This is a genomic window from Shewanella sp. c952, from assembly GCF_019654975.1.
In the GTDB taxonomy this organism is placed as follows: Bacteria; Pseudomonadota; Gammaproteobacteria; order Enterobacterales; family Shewanellaceae; genus Shewanella.
This window is the reverse complement of sequence record NZ_BPEW01000004.1, coordinates 77,574-96,661: the sequence shown is the minus strand read 5'-3', so window position 1 is coordinate 96,661 and position 19,088 is coordinate 77,574. Positions and strand designations below refer to the sequence as shown.

Below are 19,088 nucleotides of genomic sequence, written 5' to 3'. Positions count from 1 at the left end.
ATATAAAAGGATAATTATGGCTACACTCGCTAACACACCTAATCCACCGTATTACTGCGTTGTGTTTACCTCGCGATTATCTAACGATACTGAAGGTTATGCAGCCATGGGGGCCAGAATGGAAGCCTTAGCAGCGGGCCAATCGGGTTTTCTAGGTATTGAGTCAGCTAGAGAAGAGTTAGGCATTACGGTCTCCTACTGGCAGTCATTGGAAGCCATTAAAGCTTGGAAGCAAAATGCAGAACATTTGCACGCTCAAGCGATTGGCAAAACGCGCTGGTATAGTGAATTTGCGTTGAGAATAAGTAAAGTCGAGCGTGACTACTTTTTGTAAGCCAAAGTATGTTACTCAAGCAATAATGTCAGCTACCTAGGTCTTAGCTGTACTTAGTGTGTCTTTTATTTGTATGAATGCTAACAATCCTCAGTGTAAGCCGTAACCGAATAACGTCGAGATTTTGTCGGTGCGCTATAAACCACGTGACAGCGGTACTCGCCATTTTCGATCTCAGTTAACTTATTTTTTGATACCGCTGGCACTATCGCTGTTGCAGAGTTTTCTGTGCGGGCAATGGTGATAAAAAATTGGTCTTCATTTATACCAAAAACAGTACGGTAATTGGTATTAACGGTACTTGATGAAGACAACGGAGCAATAGGATAACCTAAACTCACATATAAACGGGTGCCACTGACGTCAATGTAGTACTCACCGACAGGGACATCCCAATTGGGGTTGTTACCACATTGGTAGCTACATCCTTCCAACGTCTCAATATTAGCTAGGTTACTTTTTGCAAAGGCTAATCTGTTTTGAGTGGTAATCAAAGCAGCAAGCGAGCGCACGTCAGCGGCTTTAGCGTCTGAACTAATACTCAACATTTTAGGCGCTACAACGATAGCTAATATAGCTAATATAATGATGACAATAACCAATTCGATTAAGGTGAATCCTGAAGGAGATTTGCACTTAAATGACATGCTGTTACTTACTAGGTTTAAGTTGCTCGCAGCCTAACGACTTTGGCTTAATGCAACAAGTTAACCCTGTAGCATATTGATACATGTCTTTGGGAAGTGTTAACTTCGTCACGTTTTATTCGTTAGCAAAAGCTGCAAATTTTAGGCTTGTTAACGGTTCACTTTATTTAACTGTAAGACGCTAGCGATATAGTAATTATATGAGTCACTAAGGTCGCAATAACTCAATCTAAACTGAGAATGAACTGGAATCTTTTGATGAAAAAATTGAGCTGTTATTTTTCTCGGGCATAGGTGGAGCAGGGCGGGAATTTCTATGCCACTGTTATGTTGTGATTTATGGGTATTAAATGCTGTGAATTATATTGTTCAAAAGCATAGTTATATTCTGCATTCAATCAATACAACTGGTTTGTTTAAATAAATAAAAAGGCCTGCAAAATAATGCAGGCCTTTTAGAGTTAGCTCACCTTGGGGCTAAGTCCACTTCAAAAACTTAGCAAATCCAAAGACGACAGAGACTAAAATTGGTTCATGGTGTTGTCTTTACCAGATGCTTTCAATGCTTGGTCACCAGAGAAATACTCTTTGTGATCGTCACCCATATCTGAACCGGCCATGTTCTGGTGTTTAACACAAGCGATGCCTTGACGGATCTCCTTACGTTGAACATTCGCTACGTAGCCCAGCATACCTTGGTCACCGAAGTACTCTTTAGCCAAGTTATCAGTAGACAGCGCTGCTGTGTGGTATGTCGGTAGTGTAATAAGGTGATGGAAAATTCCCGCTTCACGTGCCGCATCGGCTTGGAAGGTTCTGATTTTCTCATCAGCTTGAATGGCAAGTTCAGTAGAATCGTAATCAACGCTCATCAGTTGGTCACGGTTGTAAGCAGAAACATCTTGTCCCGCTGTTTCCATCGCATCAAATACTTGCTGACGGAAGTTTAGTGTCCAGTTAAATGATGGCGAGTTGTTATAAACTAGCTTGGCATTTGGAATGGTTTTACGGATCTCATTGACCATGGCACCAATTTGAGAAACATGTGGTTTTTCAGTCTCAATCCATAGTAAGTCCGCACCATTTTGCAGTGAAGTAATGCAGTCGAGTACACAACGTTCTTCACCTGTGCCAGCGCGGAACTTAAATAGTCCATTAGGTAAACGTGAAGGCTTGACTAATTTTCCACCTTGCTGGAATACCACATCACCGTTAGCTAAGTTGGCAGCGTCAATTGCTTCCACTTCTAGGAATGAATTGTACTGGTCGCCCAAATCACCCGCTTCATTTGTAACTGCAATTTTCTGTGTGAGACCAGCGCCTAATGAATCGGTACGCGCAACGATTACGCCATCATCAATACCAAGTTCTAAAAACGCATAACGGACAGCGTTAATTTTTGCTAAGAACTCAACGTGCGGTACGGTCACTTTACCGTCTTGGTGTCCACACTGTTTAACGTCAGATACCTGGTTTTCAAGCTGAATACAGCAAGCACCAGCTTCAATCATCTGCTTCGCCATTAAGTACGTCGCTTCTTCATTACCAAAACCAGCATCAATATCTGCGATGATTGGTACTACGTGAGTTTCGAAGTTATCTATTTTTGCTTGAATTGCTGGCTTGTCTGCTGCTGTAGCAGCGTCTAGCTGGCGAAATAAGCCACCAAGTTCACGAGCGTCAGCTTGGCGAAGGAAGGTGTATAACTCTTTAATCAGAGAGGCTACAGAAGTCTTCTCATGCATAGATTGGTCAGGAAGGGGACCAAACTCACTGCGAAGCGCTGCAACCATCCAGCCTGAAAGATATAAGTATCGACGCTTAGTCGTTAGTAGGTGTTTTTTAATCGAAATCATTTTCTGTTGGCCAATAAAGCCATGCCAGCAACCGAGAGACTGGGTGTACTGCGATGAATCTTTATCGTAGTTGTCCATATCTTCGCGCATAATCTTTGCAGTATATTTAGCGATATCTAACCCAGTTTTGAAACGATTCTGTAGACGCATACGAGCTACTGATTCTGGGTTGATTGCATTCCATGCACTACCTTCTGCATTAATCAAGGTAGCGGCTTCATCGATGTTAGTTCTGTAGTCTGTCATGTGTATATTCCTTTAACAATATGATTAGCGGCGATTGATTACGTTGAAAATATTAGTTAGATTTGGTTAAATAAGTCTAATTTATAGTTTCTATTCTCGGTATTTATCTTATGAATATATCTCGTATTGACCTGAATTTATTAGTTTATTTAGACGTATTGCTACGTGAACGAAATGTTACAAAGGCGGCGGATCAGCTTGGGATCAGCCAGCCAGCAATGAGTAATGGTCTAAAAAGGTTGCGGACATTATTTGATGATCCCTTGTTGATCAGGACCAGTCAGGGGATGACGCCCACAGAAAGGGCGCAAGAGTTGCAGCCAACAATAAGCGAACTAATTATTGGGTTAGAAAAAGCCGTTCAGCCACGAGCCAAATTCAATGCTGCTGAAAGCGAACAAGTGTTCCGTGTAATGGCAAGTGATTATGCTGAAGCGACGCTAATTCCACCGCTTATTGCAAAGCTTCGTACTGAAGCGCCAAATGTAATTTTAGATATCATGACCCCAAGTGATGTTAGTTTCCCTGATGTAGAACAAGGAAGAGTCGATATGGTGATCAACCGTTTCGACAGCATTCCACAATCATTCCATCAAAAAGTACTCTGGAGTGATGACTTTAGTTGTTTGATTAGTAAGACTAATCCTGTATTAGAAAAGTTCTCCCTCGATAGCTACCTTGAGGCGAAACACGTTTGGGTTAGTAAAACAGGGATGGGTGTCGGTGTTGGAATGAACCCTGATGACGTGCAACGGTTAGGCTGGGTTGATGAGGCATTAACTCGTATCGGAGTACAAAGGCGAATCACCGTATTTACACGACATTACCAAGCAGCCTGTTTGTTGGCAGAACAACAAGATTTGATCGCAACCATACCAAGCAAGATGGCAAGACAACATGAACATAACGACAGAGTAAGCATTATTGCTCCGCCATTTATTATTCAACCTATTGCACTGACAATGGCTTGGAGCCCACTACTACAACACAATCCTGCACATAAATGGATGCGACAACTCATTACACAAACGGCTGATAGCTTTAGTCGCGGTAAAGTGTAACTTGAACAATTTGTACCATTATGATGTTTTTTTACACCAAAAAGCCACTAGTCATAACCGCGGTGAATAGTGAGCATTATCGTTATAAATTAGATAAATGAAGCTTGCTTGATATAGGCTAAAGAATATAACGCCAATTAGGTGTAGTTAGTAAATGGACTTAAGTGTTCAGTAGGACTTTGCAAAGGATTAAGAGGGACAACAAATGACTAAGTATATTCAAATTGGTGGGTTAAAGGTTGCTTCAGAGTTAGCGGCGCTGGTGCAAGATGAGATTTGCCAAGATATTGGGATCACCGCAGAAACCGTGTGGACAAAGTTTGAAGAGCTTGTTGCCGAGTTTGCACCTATTAACCGTAGCTTATTGGAAAAGAGAGAACAGCTTCAACATCAATTGGATGAATGGCATGTTGGCCATAAGGGTCAAGATTTTAACTTAGCGGCGTACAAAACCTTCTTAACTGATATCGGTTATTTAGTGCCTGAAGGGGAAGGTTTTTCGATTAGTACCGAAAATGTAGATACAGAAATCACTGACCAGGCAGGTCCACAACTTGTAGTACCAGTTAAAAATGCCCGATTTGCTCTAAACGCAGCCAACGCACGTTGGGGCAGTTTGTATGACGCTTTATACGGTACTGATGCGATTTCAGAAACTAATGGGGCTGAGTTAAGCAAAACCTACAATCCGCTTCGCGGCGCTAAAGTGATTGCTTTTGCAAAGCAGCACCTTGATACGGCAGCACCATTAATTCAAGGCTCTCATGCCGATGTAACAACATATCGCGTTGAAGGTGGTCAATTAAAGATATCACTTGAAAATGGTTCCGAAACTCAACTTGTTAATCCTGAGCGTTTTGCGGGGTACCAGGGTGATGCTAAGACGCCAGATGCTATTTTAATAAAGAATAATGGTCTCCACATTGAGATCCAAATAGATGCCGCGAGTCTTATTGGTAAAAGTGATAAAGCAGGAGTCAGCGATCTTCTCGTTGAGGCGGCAATTACTACTATTATGGATTGTGAGGACTCAGTGGCTGCTGTTGATGCCGAGGATAAAGTCGAGATCTACCGTAATTGGCTTGGGTTAATGCAGGGAAACTTAACCGCTACGTTAGCTAAAAATGGCAAAGAGATTGTTCGAGAGCTCAATGATGACAGAGGTTATACCACGCCAAGTGGTCAACAAATAACACTACCAGGTCGCAGTTTATTGTTTGTTCGCAACGTGGGTCATTTGATGACTATCAATGCTGTATTAGATAAGCAGGGTGAAGAGGTGCCTGAGGGGATCTTAGATGGTATGTTTACCGTGCTTGCAGCGTTGCATGATATTAAAGGTCACAGCAATCGCAGTAACAGCCGTAAGGGCTCAATTAACATTGTAAAGCCAAAGATGCATGGACCAGAAGAAGTTAAGTTTACTTGTGAGTTGTTTACAAGCATTGAAGACGCGCTCAAGCTTGCCCGCAACACTATTAAAGTCGGCATTATGGATGAAGAGCGCCGAACCACAGTCAACCTCAAAGAGTGTATTCGTGCAGCCTCTGAAAGAGTGGTTTTTATTAATACAGGATTTTTAGACAGAACAGGCGATGAGATCCACACTTCAATGCAAGCAGGACCGTTTGTTGCAAAATCAAAAATGAAGCAGCAAAAGTGGATTGCAGCTTACGAAGATTGGAATGTGGATATTGGGTTAGGGTGCGGTCTGCAGGGACGTTCTCAAATAGGTAAAGGTATGTGGCCAATGCCAGATGAAATGGCTGCCATGCTTGAGCAAAAGGTTGGCCATCCTTTAGCTGGTGCCAATACCGCTTGGGTTCCATCGCCTAATGGCGCAGTTTTACATTCGACGCATTATCATAAGATTAATGTAAAGGATGTACAGAATGAACTAAAAAGTCGTGCTAGAGCGAGTTTAGATGATCTACTCACCATCCCACTAATGGAGAATCCATCAGAGCTATCTGCAGAGTTAAAGACTTTTGAGTTGGAAAATAATGCACAAGGCATATTGGGATACGTAGTACGTTGGATTGATCAAGGCGTAGGTTGCTCCAAGGTTCCTGACATTAATAACGTCGGGTTGATGGAGGATAGGGCAACGTTAAGGATCTCTTCTCAACATTTAGCTAATTGGCTGACACATGGTATTTGTACTGAAGAAGAAGTCATGGCCGCACTTAAAAAGATGGCCGCTATTGTCGATCAGCAGAACAAAGGTGATAGTAGCTATATTAATATGTCGCCAGCTTTCGATAGCATCGCATTTAAAGCAGCCTGCGATCTTGTATTTGAAGGAACCACTCAGCCTTCTGGATACACAGAGCCTTTATTACATGCCTATCGTATTAAGGCAAAAAGCTTAGCACTTTAGCAAGTTAGATTAAAAAAGCCTTAACAGCGAGCTGTTAAGGCTTTTTTATGAAAACTATATATCTGTGTTTTACTTATTCATCGCTGTAGTCATTACCGTAATAGCTCGCGAGTAAAACCTGCTTTAGTTCCGCAATAAGTGGGTAACGAGGGTTAGCGCCGGTACATTGATCATCAAATGCATCTTCAGCGAGTTCGTCTAGCTTTGCGATGAAGTCGGCTTCGTTGACTCCTGCAGCTTGGATTGAGCTTGGAATGCCAATCTTCTCCTTGATAACATCAATTTCTTTAAGTAGAGCCTCGACTTTTTCTTCATCTGTAATGCCTTCACCGATGGTGCCTTCAAGTTTTAAGTACTCAGCAATTTTTGCGTAACGACACAATGCTTTAGGTCTATCGTATTGACTAAAAGCGGCTTGCTTAGTTGGCATGTCCGTCGCGTTAAAACGAATAACATTACTGATGAGCAGCGCGTTTGCTAAGCCATGTGCTAAGTGGAACTCTGCACCTAGCTTATGTGCCATAGAGTGACAAATACCGAGGAAAGCGTTAGCAAATGCTATACCCGCTATCGTTGCGCCGTTATGTACTTTTTCGCGGGCTAATGGGGCATTGGCACCGTGCTCATAGGAATCTGGTAAATGTGTGAATAACAGATCCAATGCTTGTAGTGCTTGACCATCACTGTACTCGTTTGCCATTACGCTTACATAGGCTTCTAATGCGTGAGTAATTGCATCAATACCACCGAAAGCGGTGAGTGATTTGGGCATATCCATTACCAAATTAGGATCAACAATAGCCATATTTGGCGTTAATTCATAATCTGCAATAGGGTACTTCATTCCGGTTTTTTCGTCTGTGACCACTGCAAAAGGGGTCACTTCAGATCCAGTTCCTGATGTTGTTGGTATCGCAACCATCTTGGCTTTTTTGCCCAACTTAGGGAATTTGTAGATACGTTTACGAATATCCATAAAGCGGAGTGCAAGATCGGCAAAGTCAACGTCTGGATGTTCGTACATTACCCATATGATTTTTGCAGCATCCATTGGTGAACCGCCACCTAGCGCGATGATGACATCTGGCTGGAAGCTATGTGCGACCTTTGCGCCTTGCTCAACAATTTGCATCGTCGGGTCAGCCTCTACATCGTAAAAAACTTCTGTTTCCAATCCTTGGCTCTTGAGGATTTTTATCGTTTCATCACAATAACCATTGTTGAATAGGTACTTGTCGGTCACGATAAGAGCACGTTTTTTATCAGAAAGCTCCTCTAACGCAATCGGTAAACTACCACGACGGAAGTAAATGGATGATGGAAGTTTATGCCACAACATATTCTCAGCCCTTTTAGCGACCATTTTTTTGTTAATTAGATGACTTGGACCAACGTTTTCTGAAATTGAATTGCCACCCCATGATCCACAACCTAAGGTCAAAGAGGGAGCAAGCTTGAAATTATACAAGTCGCCGATTCCGCCTTGAGATGCGGGTGTATTAATTAAAATACGTGCGGTTTTCATTCTAAAGCCAAATGCTTTTACGCGATCAACTTGAGTGTCCTGATCTGTGTATAAGCCAGATGTATGGCCAATACCGCCAAGAGTGACTAACGCTTCAGCTTTATCCATTGCATCTTCAAAATCATTTGCTCGATACATCGCTAATAGTGGCGATAGTTTTTCATGGGCAAAGGCTTCTGCTTGGTCGATATTACTGACTTCTCCAATCAGTACCTTAGTACTGTGATGAACTTCAATGCCAGCCATTTTCGCGATGGTCGCAGCGCTTTGGCCAACGATATCAGCATTCAAACCACCATTTTTAAGGATAACGTCTTGCATTGCAGCCGTTTCAGCAGCGTTCAGTACATAACCTCCATGGCTAGCAAAACGTTCTTTGACGACATCATAAATCTCATCAACAATGACAACGGCTTGTTCTGATGCGCAGACCACACCATTATCAAAGGTTTTTGACATTAATATGGAGCTAACGGCACGCTTTATGTCTGCAGTTTCATCAATGACAATTGGAGTGTTACCTGCACCAACACCAATAGCAGGTTTACCAGAAGAGTAGGCCGCTTTGACCATACCTGGGCCGCCAGTTGCCAATATAAGGTTGATATCGGCATGGGTCATTAACTGGTTTGAAAGTGCGACTGATGGCTCATCTATCCAGCCGATAATATCTTTGGGCGCGCCAGCTGCGACAGCTGCTTCTAACACTATTTTAGCGGCAGTGGTCGTTGAGTTTTTAGCTCTTGGATGAGGTGAAAAAATAATACCATTTCGCGTTTTTAAGCTAATTAGTGCTTTAAATATTGCAGTAGATGTTGGGTTCGTGGTTGGCACAATACCGCAAATTAACCCGACTGGTTCAGCAATTGTAATGGTACCAAAGGTTGGATCTTCAGATAGGATCCCGCAAGTTTTTTCGTCTTTGTACTTGTTATAGATATATTCAGAGGCGAAATGGTTTTTAATCACTTTGTCTTCAAGTACGCCCATCCTAGTCTCTGTTGCAGCCATTTTCGCTAGCGAGATCCGAGCATCTGCAGCGGCGAGGGCGGCAGCCCTAAAGATCACGTCGACTTGCTCTTGACTATAATCGGCAAATTGTCGCTGAGCTTCAACGACTCTGCTTACCAGATTATTGAGTTCCTGTTCGTTAGTAACTGTCATAGTGTGTGTCCTAAAAAAATTTAGCAAAACTTATTTTGCTAACCATTTTCAGTGTTTGTTCTGCATCCATGAAGAAAAATTACACTCAAATGAGTCTTTTCACCGTGATCAAGTCCGCAAAAATGTTGCTATCTGTAATAAAATAACTATCTTAGCAACAGTGTGTTACGTTTTTGTAAAAATTTACTTTGAAAATCGATTAATAAAATTTATTCAAAGTTGTGATTTCGGTTAGAAAAACTCATTTTTGGATTTCGACTAGTTGCGTTAGAGTAGCGCAACTTTTTTATTGCTTATTATAGAGGCGCTAAGGCGCAGAGGACGAGACGTTGGATTTAACTCTTTATGTAAAGTTTTTCTTAGGGTTAATTGCGATCATCAATCCATTTGGATTGTTGCCTGTGTTTGTGAGTTTAACTAGCCACCAAACTGAAGTTGAACGTAATCAAACCGGTAAAATCGCCAATTTTGCGGTTGTTGTGATCTTGCTAGTGACTATTTTTGCTGGCCAACATATATTAAATTTATTCAGTATCTCTCTATCGGCCTTTAGAATAGCTGGCGGCTCACTTATTTGTATTATTGCTATGTCGATGTTACAAGGCAAATTAGGTGAGGTTAAGCGTAATAAAGAGGAAGACCGTGAAGCATCGGGAATGGAATCGGTTGCTGTTGTGCCGTTAGCGCTACCATTAATGGCGGGGCCTGGCGCTATTAGTTCGGTCATTGTTTCAGCGGCTGAGCACAATAACTTAGAGAACCTTATTGGCATGTCTATTACGGTGATCCTATTTGGGTTGTTAAGTTTTTCACTATTTAGAATGGCGCCACTTATTTTTAAAGTGCTGGGTAACACAGGTATTAACGTCATCACACGTCTAATGGGCTTGCTGATGCTTTCGATTGGCATCGAAGTCATTGGCGCCGGAATTAAAGGTCTATTCCCCGGTGTGATGGCTTAACGGGTTCTAATTAAATAAGTAAGGCACCGTTAGGTGCCTTTTTTGTATATACCCGTTCTACCTGAAGGTGCAGGATTCAGTGGGAATTTAATGGACTTTAATCACGGCATTGATTGCCACGAATGGTCATTCCCTTGGTAAAATCAATAACACTGAGTAAAGTCCAGTAAAGCCCATCGCAGAAGGCTTTGTGCCAGCCCACTTCGTTGTTGCACTAATTTAAAAGGGAATAACCATTTCTACATTAATGCGCCTAGAATTGAACAGGCACAATGCCTCTGAAACGAGCACCTTCAAGTAGAACGGGTATATACCTGCTCGGTTTAAGAAGGTTAATACCAATCAGTATAAAGATTTGATCGCTCAGCGAGAGTTTAGCGACTTTGAGGTAAGGCAATGAATGAAGAACATAGTTATTCTACATTCAAGTTCATTAACACAGCATCAAAGCCTCTAAAACTCGCCTGTAAGGAGTGTATTTGGCTTCCTACTTCTGCGTTGAATAAACTCATAAGGGAATAACCATTGTGTCATTACTCACTTTGAATTAGTCCGCCTTGAATTAGTTCGCCAAAAACACTCTGAGTAGATCAACTACTTATACTGATTGGTATAACTCACTAAAGTTCTCGGTTTAATTCAATCATTGAACCTGATTTTGGGCTGAACAAGTGTTGATGCAGCCTTGCTGCAAATTCATCTGTCATTCCTGAGATATAGTCCGCTATTACGCGGTGACAATTTAGCCCTTTGTGTTGCGCCTCTTTCCAGCGTTCTTGAGTGTTTGTCGGCAGGAGTCTTTCAGGATCTGATATAAACGCTTCAAACAGCTCCATAACTATTTGTTGGCCTTTATATTCAAGCATCTGTATTTCAGGTTTTCGAATAACATATTGATAAACAAACTGCTTTAGGATCTCCAGAGCTTCATTGAAATCACTCTCCAATGCCGCATTATATCTTAAGAGTGGCTCACTAAACTTTATGTTTTCGGTAATGGATATTGCTGTTACAAAACCATTAACCAAAGTGCCAATGGCGTCTTTTCTTAGATGGTGTTTACTAGAGAAAAGTCTTTCACCTATTGTGGTGAATTCATTTTTGAGCCAACAATCTTTGCTTTGTTTAAGCTTGTTCTCCACATCTTTAGTCCACTGCTCACGGGTAACGATCCCCATAACGATCGCGTCTTCTAGATCATGAACGGCATAAGCAATATCATCGGCCAGTTCCATAATGGAACAATCAAATGATTTGTATTGGGTCCTGCGGTGAACGGAACCCTCTACCAGCTGATGAGAAAGAAACTGTGCTTTATCTGCTTCAGTTAATGGCGCTAATACCCAGTCTAAGATCTCGAGGTCATCATCAAATAGTCCTTTAACGGGTGGCCATTGTGATGGCTTTAACTGTCTAAAATGACTGACTTCTTTGCGGGGAAGGTTGCGTTGTAGCAAACTATAAGGAGCTGGATACTTGAGCACACCGAGCAATGTACGTCGGCAGAGGTTCATTCCGTAATATTCAGTATAGGGTTCGATTCTGGTCAAGATCCTAAACGTTTGTCCGTTACCCTCAAAGCCGCCATGATCGCGCATCATATAGTTAAGTGCCACTTCACCACCATGTCCAAAGGGCGGGTGGCCAATATCGTGGGCTAAGCACAAAGATTCTATCAAGCTCATGGAATCAAGTAATGCATCTTGTTCTGGGTGTTTCTGTTTAAGCTGAGCACGGATCCCTGTGCCAATCTGGCTAACTTCAAGGGAATGAGTCAATCGAGTGCGATAAAAGTCATTGAGGCCGACACCAAGCACCTGTGTTTTAGCTTGTAACCGTCTAAAGGCTGCTGAGTGAAGTATGCGAGCACGATCTCGTTGATAGGGACTACGATGATCGTTTCGTCTGTGTTTGTCTTCAATCAAACGTCTCTCATGCCAAGGTGTAATATCCATGCGACTTCCTTTGTAAGACTTATAGCAACTTGTTGATATCATCCAAATCGAGAGTGAAGCTTGGGATGAAACATTCAATGAAATAGTTTACCGCAGGATTAGGGTCGTTTTTAAGACTCTGTTCTAATCGCTTCTGTGCGGTATTAAATTCGGTATTACCAGCTCGACGTTCTTCTAGGCATTTTAAATAAGCACAAAGTGTGTCGGCAGACTTTACTAACATTTTATATTGGCTATCTGCGTACTCACTGGTTAACAGCGCTTGATAGTCCTCCTTAAACTCTTCGGGCACCATCTCTAGTAAACGATGCTCTGCAATCGCTTCTATTTTTTTGTACTCGGCTTCAATTTCTTTATTAAAGTATTTTACTGGAGTTGGCAGGTCACCAGTCAGTATTTCGCTTGCATCATGAAAGATTGCGATGGTCGCAGCTTGGTTCGGATCGTAGTTGCCATCAAATTTTTTGTTGCTAATAATGGCAAGTGAATGGGCTACCATAGCGACTTGAAGAGAGTGTTCTTGAACATTCTCAGTTCTTACGTTGTACATAAGTGGCCAGCGTTGAATTAATTTCATTCTAGCTAAGTGGGCAAATAAATGGCTCATTAGTTTCCTTACATCATGTGAGAGCTTATTGAGATTATCATAACCACCTCAATAAAAAACGACCCTAAGGTCGTTTTATTATTAATAGTAGACTCACCCTCGAAATGGATAAGCTATTGCTTATAACCATCTAGAAACTCACCGAATTCACCTAGCGCCTTGGTCAACTCATCTTTATAAGGTAAAAATACAACTCGCAGGTGATCAGGTTCAGGCCAATTGAATGCGGTGCCTTGAACTAAAAGTATCTTTTTCTCTTTTAGTAGATCAAGCACTAAACGCTCATCATCGCGTAAATTGAATTTCTTCTGATCCAGCTTTGCAAAAGCATAGAGCGCGCCTTTTGGCTTTACGACGCTGATCCCAGGGATCTGGTTTAGCATCTCAACGCAAGTGTCCCGCTGTACGCGCAGGCGTCCTCCTGGTTGCACTAGCTCTTGTATACTTTGATAACCACCTAAAGCGGTTTGTATGGCATGTTGATTAGGCACATTGGCACACAAGCGCATTGAGGCTAACATGTCTAAGCCTTCGATATAGCTTTTTGCTGATTTTAAGTTACCGGTAAGCATCATCCAACCTACTCGAAAACCAGCAGCTCGGTATACTTTCGATAGACCATTAAAAGTAACTGTTAAAATGTCAGTCGAAAGACTCGCTGACGGAATGTGCTCGGCGTCATCGTATAAAATTTTATCGTAGATTTCATCACTAAATAAAATCATATCGTTTTGTCTGCACAACTCGATGACTTCTAGGATCAGTTCCTTTGAATAAACAGCTCCGGTTGGATTATTCGGATTGATTAGCACAATCCCGCGCGTACGCGGAGTAATTTTACTTTTTATGTCATCAATATCAGGAAACCAATCTGATTCTTCATCACAGCGATAATGCTGTGCTTTACCACCTGATAGGTGCACAGCGGCTGTCCATAGCGGATAATCTGGTGAGGGAATGAGTACTTCATCATCACTGTTAAGTAGGCCTTGCATTGCCATCACAATAAGTTCTGATACACCGTTACCGATATAGATATCTTCAATATCGACACCAAATATGCCTTGGGATTGATAATGCTGAACGATCGCCTTTCTGGCTGAAAAGAGTCCTTTTGATTCACAATATCCCTGAGCACTTGGCAGGTTTAAAATAACATCACGAACGATCTCTTCAGGGGCTTCAAATCCGAAGGGGGCAGGGTTACCAATATTGAGCTTTAAGATCCGATGACCTTCATCCTCTAGTCTTCTTGCTTCTTTATGCACAGGGCCACGGATATCGTAGCAGACAGAGTCCAATTTGGTGGATTTGATTATGGGGCGCATCGAAACCTCGAAAATGCTTTTAAAATGAGTTAATTGTCTCAACGACATTATGGAATGAACAATAACTAAAATGAACCTACAAAGATAGTGCTAAATATGACACAGATTAGGTGTTTGTTCGGCATCCACTGAGAACGTCAACTGATGCTGGTTGTATGCTCTGCTGCGGCCTGTATCGGCGGGGTAATACTCTGTTTAATGCTGAGTGGTCGACAATGTTAACTAATGGTTTAACTTCACAAAACCAGTAATGAGTACAATCTTCCTATGTGTAGGTCATAATACAGATAATAAAAAGCCAACCATAAAGGTTGGCTTAGATGAAAAACGTTTGAGGTTAAACGCGTTTCTTAAATTCGTTTGTGCGAGTATCGATTTCGATAAAATCGCCAGTTTTAACGAAATCAGCAACACTTAATGTGCTACCACCAGCAATAGTCGCCGGCTTCATCACTTTACCTGAAGTATCACCACGTGCTGAAGGCTCTGTGTAAGTGACTTCACGGGTAACGACAATTGGCAGTTCTACAGAGATAGCTTTTTCTTCGTAGAATGTTACTTGGCAAATATCTTCCATGCCATCAACAATATAAGCTGCTGCATCACCCAAGTTTTCCGCTTCAACATCATACTGGTTATATTCAGCATCCATGAAGACGTACATTGGATCTGCAAAGTATGAATAAGTACAATCAAGACGCTCTAGAATAATAGAATCTAACTTGTCTTCACCCTTAAACGATGTTTCGGTTGTAGAATCAAGTAAAACGTTCTTTAGCTTTAATTTTACAATCGCTGCGTTACGGCCAGAGCGAGTTGTTTCTGTCTTTAGTACAACCCATGGGTTGCCATCTAACATGATCACGTTACCAGGACGGATTTCATGAGCAGTTTTCATTACACTATTTCCTATTTTAGGTTTTTTCTATTTCAACGCAGTATCTTAGCTATTTTTGACGAATTGAACTAGTCGAGAAGCAAGATCTGCATCATTTAATGCGTTAATTGGCCATTGTTTTGCATTTTTAGAAAGCTCAGCCATGGCATAAGTCAGGTTTTTCCATGCTTGTAGCGTATTTTCTCGGTTATTTTTATTAAATGCGATATTTAAGTTTTGGTATACTTCGCTGGCATCTTTAGTCAGTTCACTGCAGTACAAGTCGAGAAATGCGTCTAATTTCACCAGATGATAATCATCCTCTTGAGGATAGATATGCCAAATAAATGGTTTTGCTGCCCATTGAGCACGTAAAAATGAGTCTTCACCGCGAACAATATTAAAATCACAACTCCATAACAGCTGATCAAAGCCTTGTTGATCCGTCATCGGCAAAATATGCAGGGTTAGATTACCGTGTTTTATCTGTTGTGCAGATTTAAGATCTTCAATAGAGCAAGGCAATAATGGCTGTAAACTATTTAGGCTGCGACCCTTGGGAATAAGAACGTGAACTGGTGCATTGCTCAGCATCCACAAATTGCATAAGGCTAGCAACGCTGGCGTTTCATAGCTAAAAACACTGATTACGGTATCGTTACTAGCGATACCTTTAAGCCCCAGTTTATCAAACAACTGCTTACGATAATGTGGACTGCTTTGCCATTCTTGCCGTTGATTAAGAACGTCTTTCTCACATATCAAACCGCCAGTCTTTGCGGTAAATCCTGGGAAATAGAAGCTCTTATTCAAACCGTTATTTTGCATAGACGGTAGCCCATGACATCCTTCCACCCAAGATTCAGCACTAAGATACTCAAGGTTTAACCAAACTGGCGCCTTGATCACGCTAAGATCATTTTTGAAGGCTTGATGCTGGTCATGCATGATCTTCACTACATTGTCAGGTAAATTACAGGCAAACGCTTCAATAATGACATCAGGGCAGCGAAAGCAAACCGGTAACGGCTTACTCCAGAGGTTTATTTTTACACCATGCTGAACTTGGCTGGCAAGCTCTAGGTCGAGAGAAGGTAGTATATGGGAAAAGCTCTTTAAGTCATCGACCCACAGAGTGACGTTTAACTGGTATTCATTTGTGAGTTGCTTGGCTAGACGCCAAGTAACACCTATGTCGCCATAGTTATCTATCACGGCACAAAAGATATCCCAGTTCGCCCAAGGCTTTTCGGCTTCTACCATACTTGTCATTACTACTTGCTACCTAAAAATCTTTTATGATCACTATAAACACAAAAAACGGCATAAATGCCGTTTTTGTTTTAAAGCTTAGTAATCCTAATGGACTATTAATCTTCTAATTCTGCTAAGCACATCTCTTCGTAGATCTGCTTGACCCAAGCATCTACACGCTCTTCAGTTAGTTCTGGTTGACGGTCTTCGTCAATGCCTAGTCCGACAAAATGTTTGTCATCAACTAAACCTTTAGACGCTTCAAAATCATAGCCTTCTGTTGGCCAGTGACCGATAACGATACCGCCGCGACCTTCAACAATCTCATTAACCATGCCCATCGCATCAAGGAAGTATTCAGCGTAATCCTCTTGATCGCCACAACCGAAAATAGCGACTAGCTTATCTTCAAAGTTGACTTGCTCAAGTTCTGGGAAAAAATCATCCCAATCACACTGTGCTTCACCGTAATACCATGTTGGGATCCCGAAAAGAAGCAGATCATAATCTGCTATCTGTTCTTTGGTACTTTTGGCGATATCTTTCACCTCAACCATTTTCTTACCCAGTTTTTTCTGGATCATTTTGGCGACGGCTTCGGTGTTGCCTGTGTCAGACCCGAAAAAAAGACCTACTGTAGCCATTGTTGTTCCTTTAATATCTAGTTCACTTTAAGGTATTTATGCTGCAAAAGCCTTTAATCACTTACTAACTTTTGCAGTATTGATTCTATTAACTGACTGCGGCTGATGTTACTGGCCATTGCCTGTTCATTCAAGGCGTCATACAAATCTTGTGACACCTTTAACTCTATTCGCTTTAATCCGTTCGCTCTGTCGCGTTGGATCTGATTTCTTTTATTAATTTTTAGTTGCTGGTCCCGCGGCAGTGGGTTGCTACGAGGACGACCACGTCGTTTTTCTGTTGCGAACAGATCAATGGTGGTTCTATCTGATGTTTCTTTTGCCATTGAGTTCGTATTTAACTGATGCCTGAGCCTTCCCAAGTCATCTGTATAATCCCTTTTGCTATAAACCCGGCACAGCCGAGAAATAAAACCAACCAAACAATGTATCGACCAAATTTAGGGACTTTTCCCTGCTTTAGTACATCGTGTATGGCCATACCAATAAAAAAGAAAATGGCTGCAAAAAACAGGTTTAAGCCTAAAGCTTCAATCTGTTCCATATATTGCATTAACATCTACCATTCCTTCTGGCCAAAAAAAGTGGCGCGAATATACCACATAAGTTTTAAAGCGGCTAGACGATTTACACCTTAATAGCCCAATTTAAGGCTCATTTATTGGTAATGAAATCTCTAACTATACGGTTAAAAATGCTGGCTTTTTGAGCATGTAACCAATGACCCGTCCCCTCAATAGTCTTTGCTTTAACTGCTGGGAATTGCTCAATTATAGCGCTTCGGTGTGCTGACGTAACATAGTCTGAGTCGCCGCCTCTTATAAATAGACAAGATCCTTGGTATGGCGTAGTAAATGTCGGCCAATTAATTATGTCGTTATAGCTTTGTTTCAAGCCTGATAAATTCATCTTCCATTTAAATCCGTCGCCACTGCGTGCAAGTGATTTTAAAAGAAACTGCGCTGTCCCTTCATCGATATCATGCTCATGCATATGTTTGAGTGCGTCGCGTCTATCTTTAATTTGGCTAAGCGGCATGCTTTCGAGTGCTTCAAATACTTTGTCATGGCGACTGTTATAAGTGACAGGCGCTATATCTGCTACCACCAGTTTGCTAACCAGATCTGGGTAAGATAGCGCTGTTGCCATAGCGATTTTACCGCCCATAGAATGACCAACTAAAATAGCACTGCTAATCTTTAGGGTTTCAATGAGTTGCTTGATATCTTCAGCTAACGATAGATAGGTCATAGAGGAGACCTGCTTACTATTGCCATGATTAGCAACATCAACTCTGACGACGGTAAAGCTATCTTCTAAACTTTTACCAAGCGCTTTAAGGTTATCAAGATCACCAAATAATCCATGGATAAGAATTACAACCGGTCCATTGCCATTGGTCGTATAGTGCATTTTATATCTACCGATAAGATCAATTGAGGCAGATTGTGCCTGTATCGCTAAAATAATCCAAGTCAGGACATTAAATTGTCATCTCTTTGGTGCATTATTGAGCGCTTAATAGGATTAACAGTCACTCTTTCTTATGTGGATCGCAGTTTTCAATTATTGGTGCTTTATCAAGGCTCTAAACCTCGTTACACTGAGGGGATAATTCGGGGCTGTAATATAGTCATTAATAACACCGAAACCAGTTTTCTACGTAAGGAAGATAAACGCTATGAAATATATCGAGGTTGATGAAGAACTTTACCGTCACATTGCCAGCAAGACTGAACATATTGGCGAGAGTGCCTCTGATATTTTACGTCGACTACTCGGGCTGCGCGTTGATTCAATTGCACAGACAGAGCCTGAAACCATTAGCCATCCAAGCTTGGAAGTAAACAAGGAAGTGGTTGAAGCAGTTGTTGCGACAAAAGTAGCGCCAGCAGTCCAAACATCAGACTTTATTGGGCTTATCGATGCAGAACTGCTAGCGGCGCAAAAGGGGGCGGTTGGACGTTTTCTATTTATACTCGATACGGTTTACCAATCGTCTAACAGCCAATTTCAGCAAGTACTACAGATCCAAGGACGCGACCGTTTGTATTTTGCCACCTCTAAGGATGCATTACTAAAAGCCAGTAAGTCGGCTAATCCAAAAGAGATTGGTAAGAGTGGATTTTGGGTGACGACCAACAATAATACTGCTAAGAAACGCACTATTTTGTCAGAAGTATTAACCCAATTTGGTACCGATGAAGAGCAAGTTGCTGCAATCACCAGTAAAATTTGATATCAAAAT

Annotated in this window: 17 protein-coding genes; 5 read left to right on the top strand and 12 right to left on the bottom strand. The window is 41.7% G+C overall.

Annotated features, from left to right (window positions below):
* Nucleotides 1-16 precede the first annotated feature (16 nt).
* Nucleotides 17-334 (top strand): antibiotic biosynthesis monooxygenase, encoded by a 318-nt coding sequence (locus tag K5R16_RS04840; protein WP_220736411.1) that lies wholly within the window; start codon nucleotides 17-19, stop codon nucleotides 332-334.
* 80 nt (nucleotides 335-414) lie between these two features.
* Here K5R16_RS04840 and K5R16_RS04835 read toward each other — a convergent pair whose 3' ends face one another.
* Both K5R16_RS04835 and K5R16_RS04830 read right to left on the bottom strand, forming a co-directional pair.
* The gene (locus tag K5R16_RS04835) at nucleotides 415-981 is read right to left on the bottom strand and encodes a prepilin-type N-terminal cleavage/methylation domain-containing protein (RefSeq protein WP_220736410.1); all 567 of its coding nucleotides are present in this window, start codon (nucleotides 979-981) and stop codon (nucleotides 415-417) included.
* 521 nt (nucleotides 982-1,502) lie between these two features.
* Nucleotides 1,503-3,083 (bottom strand): isocitrate lyase, encoded by a 1,581-nt coding sequence (locus K5R16_RS04830; protein ID WP_220736409.1) that lies wholly within the window; start codon nucleotides 3,081-3,083, stop codon nucleotides 1,503-1,505.
* A gap of 110 nt (nucleotides 3,084-3,193) precedes the next feature.
* Between K5R16_RS04830 and K5R16_RS04825 the strand changes: the two genes are divergently transcribed.
* Both K5R16_RS04825 and K5R16_RS04820 read left to right on the top strand, forming a co-directional pair.
* Entirely contained in the window at nucleotides 3,194-4,144 is a 951-nt protein-coding gene (locus tag K5R16_RS04825; protein ID WP_220736408.1) for a LysR family transcriptional regulator, read from the top strand.
* Nucleotides 4,145-4,349: 205 nt separating this feature from the next.
* Complete coding sequence (locus tag K5R16_RS04820) at nucleotides 4,350-6,524, top strand: malate synthase G (RefSeq protein WP_220736407.1); 2,175 nt, start codon at nucleotides 4,350-4,352, stop codon at nucleotides 6,522-6,524.
* Between the two features lie 73 nt (nucleotides 6,525-6,597).
* Here the strand turns inward: K5R16_RS04820 and adhE are convergent, their stop codons facing one another.
* Nucleotides 6,598-9,213, bottom strand: a complete 2,616-nt coding sequence (gene adhE / locus K5R16_RS04815) for a bifunctional acetaldehyde-CoA/alcohol dehydrogenase (RefSeq protein ID WP_220736406.1) — start codon at nucleotides 9,211-9,213, stop codon at nucleotides 6,598-6,600.
* Between the two features lie 329 nt (nucleotides 9,214-9,542).
* Between adhE and K5R16_RS04810 the strand changes: the two genes are divergently transcribed.
* Nucleotides 9,543-10,175 (top strand): YchE family NAAT transporter, encoded by a 633-nt coding sequence (locus K5R16_RS04810; RefSeq protein ID WP_220736405.1) that lies wholly within the window; start codon nucleotides 9,543-9,545, stop codon nucleotides 10,173-10,175.
* 620 nt (nucleotides 10,176-10,795) lie between these two features.
* Here the strand turns inward: K5R16_RS04810 and K5R16_RS04805 are convergent.
* From K5R16_RS04805 to K5R16_RS04765, 9 genes are all read right to left on the bottom strand, one after another.
* Nucleotides 10,796-12,130, bottom strand: coding sequence for an anti-phage deoxyguanosine triphosphatase (locus K5R16_RS04805; protein ID WP_220736404.1), 1,335 nt, complete (start codon nucleotides 12,128-12,130; stop codon nucleotides 10,796-10,798).
* 19 nt (nucleotides 12,131-12,149) lie between these two features.
* Nucleotides 12,150-12,737, bottom strand: coding sequence for a 5'-deoxynucleotidase (gene yfbR, locus K5R16_RS04800; RefSeq protein ID WP_220736403.1), 588 nt, complete (start codon nucleotides 12,735-12,737; stop codon nucleotides 12,150-12,152).
* Between the two features lie 113 nt (nucleotides 12,738-12,850).
* Nucleotides 12,851-14,065: a pyridoxal phosphate-dependent aminotransferase gene (locus tag K5R16_RS04795; RefSeq protein WP_220736402.1), complete on the bottom strand. Its 1,215-nt coding sequence runs from the start codon at nucleotides 14,063-14,065 to the stop codon at nucleotides 12,851-12,853.
* 337 nt (nucleotides 14,066-14,402) lie between these two features.
* Entirely contained in the window at nucleotides 14,403-14,963 is a 561-nt protein-coding gene (efp, locus tag K5R16_RS04790) for an elongation factor P (RefSeq protein WP_220736401.1), read from the bottom strand.
* Nucleotides 14,964-15,008: 45 nt separating this feature from the next.
* Nucleotides 15,009-16,214 (bottom strand): elongation factor P maturation arginine rhamnosyltransferase EarP, encoded by a 1,206-nt coding sequence (gene earP, locus K5R16_RS04785; RefSeq protein ID WP_259649766.1) that lies wholly within the window; start codon nucleotides 16,212-16,214, stop codon nucleotides 15,009-15,011.
* A 98-nt stretch (nucleotides 16,215-16,312) separates the two neighbouring features.
* Entirely contained in the window at nucleotides 16,313-16,840 is a 528-nt protein-coding gene (gene fldA, locus K5R16_RS04780) for a flavodoxin FldA (RefSeq protein WP_020912708.1), read from the bottom strand.
* A 53-nt stretch (nucleotides 16,841-16,893) separates the two neighbouring features.
* Complete coding sequence (ybfE, locus tag K5R16_RS04775; RefSeq protein ID WP_220736400.1) at nucleotides 16,894-17,166, bottom strand: LexA regulated protein; 273 nt, start codon at nucleotides 17,164-17,166, stop codon at nucleotides 16,894-16,896.
* 11 nt (nucleotides 17,167-17,177) lie between these two features.
* Complete coding sequence (locus tag K5R16_RS04770) at nucleotides 17,178-17,399, bottom strand: DUF2788 domain-containing protein (RefSeq protein ID WP_020912706.1); 222 nt, start codon at nucleotides 17,397-17,399, stop codon at nucleotides 17,178-17,180.
* 95 nt (nucleotides 17,400-17,494) lie between these two features.
* Nucleotides 17,495-18,253: an alpha/beta fold hydrolase gene (locus K5R16_RS04765; protein ID WP_220736399.1), complete on the bottom strand. Its 759-nt coding sequence runs from the start codon at nucleotides 18,251-18,253 to the stop codon at nucleotides 17,495-17,497.
* Nucleotides 18,254-18,521: 268 nt separating this feature from the next.
* Between K5R16_RS04765 and seqA the strand changes: the two genes are divergently transcribed.
* Nucleotides 18,522-19,079: a replication initiation negative regulator SeqA gene (seqA, locus tag K5R16_RS04760; protein WP_220736398.1), complete on the top strand. Its 558-nt coding sequence runs from the start codon at nucleotides 18,522-18,524 to the stop codon at nucleotides 19,077-19,079.
* The last annotated feature ends 9 nt before the right edge of the window (nucleotides 19,080-19,088 follow it).